The sequence below is a fragment of the Brevundimonas sp. genome, assembly GCF_046295075.1.
Taxonomy (GTDB): domain Bacteria; phylum Pseudomonadota; class Alphaproteobacteria; order Caulobacterales; family Caulobacteraceae; genus Brevundimonas.
On the sequence record NZ_JBKBOC010000010.1, the window covers coordinates 91,863 to 100,894 of the forward strand.

At 68.4% G+C, this 9,032-nt stretch carries 12 protein-coding genes and 1 tRNA gene; 5 read left to right on the forward strand and 8 right to left on the reverse strand.

Translation table 11 applies throughout. The features are described from left to right. Positions 1–16 precede the first annotated feature (16 nt). The gene (locus ACK4MH_RS09825) at positions 17–415 is read right to left on the reverse strand and encodes a YkvA family protein (RefSeq protein ID WP_304936228.1); all 399 of its coding nucleotides are present in this window, start codon (positions 413–415) and stop codon (positions 17–19) included. Between the two features lie 56 nt (positions 416–471). On the opposite strand from ACK4MH_RS09825, the gene ACK4MH_RS09830 reads away from it, so the two are divergent. Together ACK4MH_RS09830 and ACK4MH_RS09835 are read left to right on the forward strand one after the other, a co-directional pair. Continuing rightward, positions 472–1,254, forward strand: coding sequence for an SDR family NAD(P)-dependent oxidoreductase (locus ACK4MH_RS09830; protein WP_135194154.1), 783 nt, complete (start codon positions 472–474; stop codon positions 1,252–1,254). A gap of 230 nt (positions 1,255–1,484) precedes the next feature. Beyond that, a tRNA-Gly gene (locus tag ACK4MH_RS09835) sits at positions 1,485–1,559 on the forward strand. A 75-nt stretch (positions 1,560–1,634) separates the two neighbouring features. On the opposite strand, the gene ACK4MH_RS09840 is transcribed toward ACK4MH_RS09835, so the two are convergent. Further along, positions 1,635–2,090, reverse strand: a complete 456-nt coding sequence (locus tag ACK4MH_RS09840) for a DUF3429 domain-containing protein (protein WP_409717503.1) — start codon at positions 2,088–2,090, stop codon at positions 1,635–1,637. Between the two features lie 106 nt (positions 2,091–2,196). Here ACK4MH_RS09840 and ACK4MH_RS09845 point away from each other — a divergent pair, with 106 nt between their 5' ends. After that, positions 2,197–2,550: a thiol-disulfide oxidoreductase DCC family protein gene (locus ACK4MH_RS09845; protein ID WP_409717505.1), complete on the forward strand. Its 354-nt coding sequence runs from the start codon at positions 2,197–2,199 to the stop codon at positions 2,548–2,550. 3 nt (positions 2,551–2,553) lie between these two features. Then, positions 2,554–4,092 carry a cryptochrome/photolyase family protein gene (locus ACK4MH_RS09850; protein ID WP_409717507.1) on the forward strand — a complete coding sequence of 513 codons (1,539 nt, stop codon included), beginning with the start codon at positions 2,554–2,556 and terminating at the stop codon, positions 4,090–4,092. 3 nt (positions 4,093–4,095) lie between these two features. On the opposite strand, the gene ACK4MH_RS09855 is transcribed toward ACK4MH_RS09850, so the two are convergent. From ACK4MH_RS09855 to ccmA, 6 genes are read right to left on the reverse strand one after another with little or no spacing between them, the layout of a single operon-like run. Then, positions 4,096–4,359 carry a hypothetical protein gene (locus ACK4MH_RS09855; protein WP_409717509.1) on the reverse strand — a complete coding sequence of 88 codons (264 nt, stop codon included), beginning with the start codon at positions 4,357–4,359 and terminating at the stop codon, positions 4,096–4,098. Between the two features lie 54 nt (positions 4,360–4,413). Then, entirely contained in the window at positions 4,414–4,986 is a 573-nt protein-coding gene (locus tag ACK4MH_RS09860) for a DsbE family thiol:disulfide interchange protein (protein ID WP_409717511.1), read from the reverse strand. After that, positions 4,983–5,195 carry a heme exporter protein CcmD gene (gene ccmD / locus ACK4MH_RS09865; protein ID WP_409717513.1) on the reverse strand — a complete coding sequence of 71 codons (213 nt, stop codon included), beginning with the start codon at positions 5,193–5,195 and terminating at the stop codon, positions 4,983–4,985. The genes ACK4MH_RS09860 and ccmD overlap by 4 nt, the downstream gene beginning before the upstream one ends. Position 5,196: 1 nt before the next feature. Next, positions 5,197–5,916, reverse strand: a complete 720-nt coding sequence (locus ACK4MH_RS09870; RefSeq protein ID WP_409717515.1) for a heme ABC transporter permease — start codon at positions 5,914–5,916, stop codon at positions 5,197–5,199. Positions 5,917–5,955: 39 nt separating this feature from the next. Next, on the reverse strand, positions 5,956–6,666 hold the full coding sequence (gene ccmB / locus ACK4MH_RS09875) for a heme exporter protein CcmB (protein ID WP_409717517.1): 711 nt from the start codon (positions 6,664–6,666) through the stop codon (positions 5,956–5,958). Continuing rightward, the gene (gene ccmA, locus ACK4MH_RS09880; RefSeq protein ID WP_409717519.1) at positions 6,663–7,286 is read right to left on the reverse strand and encodes a heme ABC exporter ATP-binding protein CcmA; all 624 of its coding nucleotides are present in this window, start codon (positions 7,284–7,286) and stop codon (positions 6,663–6,665) included. The genes ccmB and ccmA overlap by 4 nt, the downstream gene beginning before the upstream one ends. A 209-nt stretch (positions 7,287–7,495) precedes the next feature. Between ccmA and acnA the strand changes: the two genes are divergently transcribed. Then, on the forward strand, positions 7,496–9,032 hold a 1,537-nt coding region (gene acnA, locus ACK4MH_RS09885), incomplete at its 3' end, for an aconitate hydratase AcnA (protein WP_409717521.1).

Below are 9,032 nucleotides of genomic sequence, written 5' to 3' on the forward strand. Positions count from 1 at the left end.
TCTCGGGGGAGGATCATTATTTCGCCTTCAACCGCTGCACGGCATCCTCGGCCTTGTCGCGGTGGCGGCGTTTGATGCTGGCGCCGACCATGGCGAGGACGGCGGTGATCACGGCGGCGTCGTCGGTGTAGCCGATGCCGGCGAAGATGTCGGGGATGGCGTCCACCGGCAGGACGAAATAGGCCAGGCCGGCGAAGATCATGCCCTTGGCCGCCATCGGCGTCTCGGGATCGCGCGCGGCGTACCAGGCGGCCAGGGCCTGGTCGGCGAAGGGGATGCGGGCGGCCGTGCGGGTGATCTTGGGCCAGAAGCCCTTGGTCACACGCGCCTCGTTGACCTTCACGACGGAAGGGACGAGGGCCTTTTTCGGGTCCAGGGCGTCGGACGGATCGGCGGGTTTGGCTTTGGCGGTCATGGCCGCTAAATCCTCAAACGAAACTCAGGTTCAAACAATACATAGGAACGACCAGGATGAAACTCGACAACACCATCGCCGCCGTGGTCACCGGGGGCGCCTCGGGCCTGGGCGAAGGCACCGCCCGCGCCATCGCTGCGACGGGCGCACGGGTCGCCCTGTTCGACCTGAACGCCGAGCGGGGCGAAGAGATCGCCAGGGAAATCGGCGGGGTCTTCTGCCAGGTGGACGTGACCGACGACGCCTCGGTCGCCGCCGCCTTCGAAAAAGCCCGCGCCGCCCACGGCCAGGAGCGGCTGACCGTCAACTGCGCCGGCATCGCCACGGGTCAGAAGACCGTATCGCGCAAGAAGGACACCGGCGAGATCCGCGCCCACGACATGGCCCAGTTCGAGCGCACGGTGCGCGTCAATCTGTTCGGCACCTTCCGCGTCCTCTCGCAATCGGCGGCGGGCATGGTGACGCTGGAGCCCATGGCGGACGGCGAGCGCGGTCTGATCGTCAACACCGCCTCTGTGGCCGCCCAGGACGGCCAGATCGGCCAGGCGGCCTATTCGGCGTCCAAGGGCGGCGTCTATGCGATGACCCTGCCGGTGGCGCGCGATCTGGCTCAGGAGGGCGTGCGCTGCAACACCATCCTGCCCGGCATCATGTGGACGCCGATGATGGCCGGTATGGACCAGAAGATCCAGGACGCCCTGGCCGCCGCCATCCCCTTCCCCAGCCGCCTGGGCACGCCCGCGGACTATGCGTCCCTGGTGCTGGAGCTGGCGCGCAACGTCTATATCAACGGCGAGTGCATCCGGTTGGACGGAGCTATCAGGCTGGCGCCGCGCTGACGCGCGGAAGGGCGCTACGCTCGCGACGCGTTCCCGCCTTCGCGGGAATGACGAGGCTCGCCGCTTCAGCGCGAAGGCGCCCAGGCGGCGAGAGCCGGGAGCGTTTCGGCGGCGTTTTCCGACGCGGGCGACGCGAACCGCGATAGGTCGAAAAAACCTCTTGCGGAACCGCTCAACCCTCCGCTATACGCCCCCTCCTCGACGGGGAGCGCACCTAGCTCCTACGGAGTGCGGGCGTAGCTCAGTGGTAGAGCACAACCTTGCCAAGGTTGGGGTCGAGAGTTCGAATCTCTTCGCCCGCTCCAAGTCGAGACTGATAAAATCAGGGGCCTGTCGTTCTCGGCAGGCCCCGATTTTTTGCCCTGAATCCTGGCGGTCCGTCAGATCAGGCCGGCCATAAGTGTCAGCAGACCCAAACCGAGCGACAAAGGCGCGCGCAGAGCCAGCCATCCTTCCGGCGTCAGTCCTGCGGCCTTGAGCCTCAGATCGACCAGCAGGCTGGCGGCGATAAGGACGCCCAAGGCGACCAGGGACGGTCCGGGCCAGGTTTGACCGGTCGCCCAGGGCCAGGCCGTCACCAGGGCCAGCAAGGACGGCAGCACGGCCGCAATCCAGACCCAGCGCGGCCCTGCGCCGCGCGCCATGGCGACCAACCCCCACCAGACCCCGCCCAGGAAGCTGAAGATCAGGGCGGCATAGGCATAGGCGAGGCTGAGGGCCGCGAACTGCACGTCCGGCCTGCCTCCGATCAGGACCGCGACCGCCGCCGCCTGGGGCAGGAGGCCCGCGAAACCCAGGACACGGGCGATCGGCGGCAGTCTGTGTCGGTCGGTCATTTCATCATCCATCGGACACCTGTCGGGCTGCGTGCAATCCAGACTACAGAAGACGCCCGTATATCACGGCGATTACGCACTCCGTCCACGAAAGCCCTCCACGTCGATGACCCAACTGCTTGTCTGGTACGACGGAGGCTGTCCCCTGTGCCGCCGCGAGATCGCGCTGATGCGTCGGCTGGATCGCCGGGGCGCGATCCGGTTCATCGATGTGGACAAGGGCGATGCGACCTGCCCCATCGACCGCGACGCCCTGCTCGCTCGGTTCCACGCCAGCGAGAATGGGCGGCTGCTGTCCTGCGCAGCAGCCTTTGCGGCCATGTGGCGGGCCATTCCCTTGCTGCGGCCCATAGGGCTGGCGGCGCGTGTTCCGGTGGTTCTTGCGGCGCTGGAAGGCGCGTATCGGCTTTTTCTTCGCGTGCGTCCGCGTCTTCAATTTCTGGCCCGCAAGTGGGGATGACGCATGTCGGTGCTTAGGCTGGTGCTGGGCGATCAGCTGTCTGACGACCTGTCGGCGCTGGAGGGGCTGGACCCCGATATCGACACTGTCCTGATGGCCGAGGTCCGGGACGAGGCGACCTATGTCCGGCATCACAAGCAGAAGCTCGCCCTGGTGTTCGCCGCCATGCGAAACCATGCCGCGCGGCTGAAGGCGCGGGGCGTGCGGGTGCGTTATGTGCGGATCGACGATGCCGACAACAGCGGATCGATCACCGGCGAACTGACGCGCGCGCTGGACGACGGCGCCTATGAGGCGGTGGTGCTGACGGAATGCGGCGAGTGGCGGCTGGCCGAGCATCTGGCGGCCTTCGCCGAGGGTGCGGGCCTGTCTGTCGAAATCCGCGAGGATCGCCGCTTCATCAGCTCGCACGACCGCTTCCGGCGCTGGGCCTCGGGCAAGTCGCAGCTGCGGATGGAGTTCTTCTATCGCGAGATGCGGCGCGAGACGGGCATCCTGATGGACGGCGCCCAGCCGGAGGGCGGGCGCTGGAACTATGACGCCGAGAACCGAAAGAAGCTGGCGAAGGGCGTGACGCCGCCCGGTCGGCTGCACATCCCGCCCAACACCGTGGCGCGCGAGGCGATGGCGGATGTGGAGCGGCTGTTTGGCGACCATTTCGGATCGCTGGACGGGTTCGGCTGGGCGACGACGGCAGACGAGGCGGAGGCGACGCTGGCGCACTTCCTGAGCGACGTCCTGCCGTCGTTTGGGGACTGGCAGGACGCCATGGCCGAGAACCAGCCGTGGATGTGGCACGGGCTGATCTCAACCTCGATCAATCTGGGGCTTCTCGATCCGCTGGATGTCTGTCGCCGGGCCGAGGCGGTCTATCGCGCAGGCCGCGCGCCGCTGAACGCGGTGGAGGGGTTCATCCGTCAGATCCTGGGGTGGCGCGAGTTCGTGCGGGGAATCTATTGGCTGAAGGCGCCGGAATATCGGGCGCGCAACTTCCTGGATGCGGACCGGAAGCTGCCCTGGTTCTACTGGTCAGGCGAGACCGACATGGCCTGCGTCGCCGATGTGGTGAAGACGACGCGCGACAACGCCTATGCCCATCACATCCAGCGGCTGATGGTGACGGGCAATCTGGCCCTGTTGCTGGGAGTGCATCCTGATGCGGTCGACGACTGGTATATGTGCGTCTATGCCGACGCCTATGAGTGGGTCGAGATGCCCAATACGCGGGGCATGGCCCTGTTCGCGGACGGCGGGATCGTGGGGTCCAAACCCTATGCGGCGTCGGGGGCCTATATCGACCGGATGAGCGACTACTGCGGGGCCTGTCGCTATGACGTGAAGAGCAAGAGCGGAGACGCCGCCTGTCCGTTCAACCGGCTTTACTGGGGCTTTCTGGAGCGCAATCGCCACCGGTTGAGGGACAATGTGCGGCTGGCAATGCCCTACAAGACCCTGGACGGGTTCGGCGAAACAAGGCGGGCGGCGCTGGCGGCCGAGGCCGAAGCCTGTCGGACGCTGCTGGGCGCGACGCCGCTGGACTGAGCGTCAGACCCGGATGTCGAGGTAGGAGCCAGGGCGCATGATGCGGGGCTCCTCGCGTTCGGGCGCCATGGCGGGGGCTTCGGCGGGCCGGGCCGGGTTGGCCGTGCGGATCGAGGACATGACGGCGGCGGCCGGCGCGGGCGCCTTGGGAGCGGCGGCCTGATCCATGGCGGCGCGGAAGAAGGCCGCCTGGGCGTTGCGCGCGCTCGGCAGATCGAGGCCCTGGGCGGGCAGGTTCAGCGGCAGGCCGGTGCGAATCGCGCTCATGCCGGTATGGTTAATGGAAACCCTCGAAAAAGGGTTAACGCGTGTTCAGAAGGATCACTGAGGGCGAGGCGCCGGGCTGGGTGCTGAACGGGGCGGGGCCTGCATGGAGGCGACCAGCCGCGCGATGTCGGCGTCGTCCAGCAGGGGGCCCGACTGTTTGGCGGTGATCCGCCCCATGGCGTCGACGGCGAAGGTCTCGGGCACGCCGGAGATGCCCAGGTCCAGACCTGCACGGCCCTCGCGATCCACCAGAACCATCGCATAGGGGTCGCCCAGCTCGTCCAGGAAGGCGCGGGTGGCGACCGGCTCGTCCTTGTAGGCGACGCCGACGACGGCGACGCCGCGAGCCTTCAGCGCCAGAAGCTTGGGGTGTTCGATTCGGCAGGGCGCGCACCAGGAGGCGAAGACGTTGACCAGCATGGGCCGACCGACGCCGGCGGTCTTGAGGTCCAGATTGCCCGGCCCGGCTTCGTCGCCGGACAGCATCGGCAGCACGGTCTCGGGAATGGTCTGGCCGACCAGGGCGTCGGGCTTGAAGGCGGGATCGCGTTTCAGCGACCAGCCGACAAACAGGGCCGCCAGCGCCACAAGGACAACCAGCGGAATAAGGGCCAGCCAGCGGTTCACTTTTTTGGCCCTATCGCGCTTCGCGCGACTTGAGGGCGATTGGTGGCTGCGGCTTCCGGTATCGGGCTCGTCTCCAGCCGCATGAGTTCCCGCTTCCATTTGCGCGAGGCGATGACGGCGCGGGCGGTCAGGGCGGCCAGGACCAGGGCGCTGACGCCCCAGGCGGGCCAGACGAAGGCGGCGTAGGGGGTCACGTCGAGGTCGAGCATCTTAGGCTTCCTGGGCTTGGCGGGCGCGCAGGGTCATGACGCGGCGGCGGCGGATCTCGGTGCGGATGGCGGTCAGCCAAAGCGCCGCGAACAGCACCCCATAGGCCGCCAGCATGGTCAGGAAGGGCGGCAGATAGACGGGGTCCAGCCCCGACGATCCGGGGGTCAGGAAGCTGGCGGGCTGATGCAGGGTGTTCCACCAGTCGACCGAGAACTTGACGATCGGCAGGTTGATCAGGCCGACCAGGCCCAGGACGGCGGCGGCGCGCCCGGCCTTCTGCTCGTCGTCGATCGAGGCCCTGAGCGCCATATAGCCGAGGTAGAAGAGGAACAGCACGAGCACGCTGGTCAGGCGTGCGTCCCACACCCACCACGTCCCCCACATGGGTTGGCCCCACAGCGAGCCGGTGAACAGGGCGAGCGCCGTGAAGGCGGCGCCGGGCAGGGCGGCGGCGCGGGCGGCGGCGTCGGCCAGGGCGTGGCGAAACACGAGCGCGAAGAAGCTGGAGACGCCCAGGGCCGCATAGGCGCCGAGGCCCCAGACGGCGGCGGGGACGTGGACGAACATGATCCGAACCGTGTCGCCTTGCTGATAATCGGCCGGGACGGAGAAGCTGAGCCAGGCGCCGACGCCCAGCAGCACGGCGGCGAGGCCCCACAGAACGGGCGTCAACGGGCCGGTGAAGGCCATGAAGCGCTGCGGATTGGACAGGCCGAACATCGGTTCAGCGCTTACGCGGCGAAGGGCTGACGGGCAAGCTCACCCTTGCGCGTTCCGAACGGCAGCCGCCCCGGCGAAGGGGGCGATGACGGCGGCGAACAGGACATAGGCGCAAAGCAAAGCCAGGGCCGGGCCGACGGGCTGGCTGGATGCGGCGCGTTCCAGGGCGCCGGCGCCGAAGACCACGGGCGGGATGAACAGCGGCAGGACGACCACGGCGATCAGCAGGCCGCCGCGCTTGGCCCCCAGCGCGAGGGCGGCGCCCAGCGCCCCGGTGAAGGCGAAGCCCGCGCCGCCGATCAGGGCGGTCAGGGCGGTCAGGGGCGCCAGCGACGCCGGCAGCCCCAGGGCCAGGGCGGCGACGGGGGCGGTCAGGGCGAGCGGCAGGCCGACGGCGATCCACTGGGCCAAGGCCTTGATCAGCACGACCTGCTCCAGCGACAGATGGCCGAGCGCCAGCAGGTCCAGGCCGCCGTCCTCCATGTCTCGCTCGAATAGCCGCTCCAGCGACAGTAGCGACGCCAGGGCCAGGGCCAGCCAGGCGACCCCGCCTGCGACGGGGCCGAGCATGCGGGGGTCGCCGCCGGCCGCCAACGGCAGGATGGCGGTCAGACAGGCGAAGAAGCCGCAGGCCAGCAGCGGACCGCCGCCTCCGCCCCACGCCAGATCCAGTTCGCGCTCCAGCAGCACGCGCGTCGCGCCCCGCAGGCCGGGTGGGCGCGGTTCCTGATCGAGATCGCGGCGGCTCATTTGAGGCTCCCCAGATCGAGAGCGCGGGCCGGCAGGGGCAGGGGGTCGTGGACGGCGGCGACGATCAGGCCGTCGGCGTCGAGATGCCGCTTCATCTGTTCGGCGAAGGTCTCGCGCCAGCGGGCGTCCAGCGGGGCCATCGGCTCGTCCAGCAGCCACAGGGCGCGCGGCGATCCGACCAGCCGGCCCATGGCCAGGCGGCGTCGCTGACCGGCGGAGAGACGCCGGACCTCCAGATCCAGCAGGGGCTTCAGGCCGAAGGCCTCGACGGCGTGATCGAGGCCGTACTGGGTGTGGCCCAGCCAGTCGCACTGGAACCCCAGTTCCTCGCGGGCCGTGCGGCCGCCCTTCAGCCCGTCGAGATGACCCAGGAAATGCACCTCTCGCCCGCGCGCCTGCCGCTCGTCCAGCGGATTGCCGTCGCCGTCCTGGAAACCGACCGTGCCCGTATCGGGTCGCAGCAGGCCGGCGATGGTGCGCAACAGGCTGGTCTTGCCCGCGCCGTTCGCGCCCGTCAGGGCCAGGACCTCGCCGGCGCGCAGGGTCAGGTCGAGGCCGTGGAACAGCCGCCGCTCTCCGCGCGAGACGGTCAGGTCGGAGAGGGTGAGGGTGTGGATCATCTATGCCCCGCCAGGTCCGCAGAATCTGCGAACCCTTCTCAATGTCCCTGTGGAGGGTGTGGACACATGGACGGTGCGATCCCGTGGAGCTATAGGCACGGTCGCCGCAGCAGGCTTTCGCCGCGCGCGCAGGGGCCCTGTGAGCCGCTGCGTCTGTCGCGCGAAGGCGCAACCGGATTGTCGGGCGGCGCTGACCAGAGGAAGACTCCATGCCGTCGAACGACAGCTTCAAGACCCGCCAGGACCTTTCCGTCGGGCGTAAGAAATACGCCTATTACAGCCTTCCCGCCGCCGAGGAAGCCGGTCTGACCGGGATTTCCCGCCTGCCGCGCTCGATGAAGGTGCTGCTGGAGAACCTGCTGCGCAACGAAGACGGCGTGTCCGTCACCGAAGCCGACCTGAAGGCCGTCGCCGCCTGGGTCGAGAACAAGGGCTCGGTCGAGCACGAGATCGCCTTCCGCCCGGCCCGCGTCCTGATGCAGGACTTCACCGGCGTTCCCGCCGTGGTCGACCTGGCCGCCATGCGCGACGCCATGAGCGCCCTGGGCGCCGACGCCGCCAAGATCAACCCGCTGGTGCCGGTCGATCTGGTCATCGACCACTCGGTGATGGTCGATAACTTCGGCACGTCCAAGGCCTTCGGCCAAAACGTCGAGCGCGAATACGAGCGCAATATCGAGCGCTACAACTTCCTGCGTTGGGGCTCGTCGGCCTTCAACAACTTCCGCGTCGTGCCCCCCGGCACCGGCATCTGCCACCAGGTGAACCTGGAGAATCTGGCCCAGACCGTCTGGACCCTGGACGAAGGCAAGAAGACCGTCGCCTATCCCGACACCGTCGTCGGCACCGACAGCCACACCACCATGATCAACGGCCTGGCCGTCTTGGGCTGGGGCGTCGGCGGCATCGAGGCCGAGGCGGCCATGCTGGGCCAGCCGATCCCGATGCTGATCCCCGAGGTCATCGGCTTCAAGCTGTCGGGCGCGATGCCCGAGGGCACGACGGCGACCGACCTGGTGCTGACCGTCACCCAGATGCTGCGCAAGAAGGGCGTCGTCGGCAAGTTCGTGGAGTTCTTCGGTCCGGCCCTGCCGAACATGACCATTGAGGACCAGGCGACCATCGCCAACATGGCCCCGGAATACGGCGCCACCTGCGGCTTCTTCCCCGTCAGCCGCGCGACGATCGACTATCTGACCGCCACGGGCCGCGACAAGGCGCGCGTCGCCCTGGTCGAAGCCTACGCCAAGGCCCAGGGCCTGTGGATCGACGAGACGAGCGAAGACCCGGTCTTCACCGACGTGCTGGAACTGGACATCTCGACCGTCGTGCCGTCGCTGGCCGGTCCGAAGCGTCCGCAAGACCGCGTCGAACTGACCACCGCCGCTCCGGCGTTCGAAACCGCCCTGACTGAAGTCTTCAGCCGCCCGACCGACGCTGAGCGCGTGTCGGTCGACGGTCAGAAGTTCACCGTCGGCGACGGCGACGTGGTCATCGCGGCTATCACCTCGTGCACCAACACCTCCAACCCGTCGGTCCTGATCGCCGCCGGCCTGGTGGCGCGCAAGGCCAATGCGCTGGGCCTGAAGGCCAAGCCGTGGGTCAAGACCTCGCTGGCCCCCGGTTCGCAGGTCGTCACCGACTATCTGACCGACGCCGGCCTGCAGAAGGACCTGGACGCCCTGGGCTTCAACCTGGTCGGCTACGGCTGCACCACCTGTATCGGCAACTCGGGCCCGCTGGATC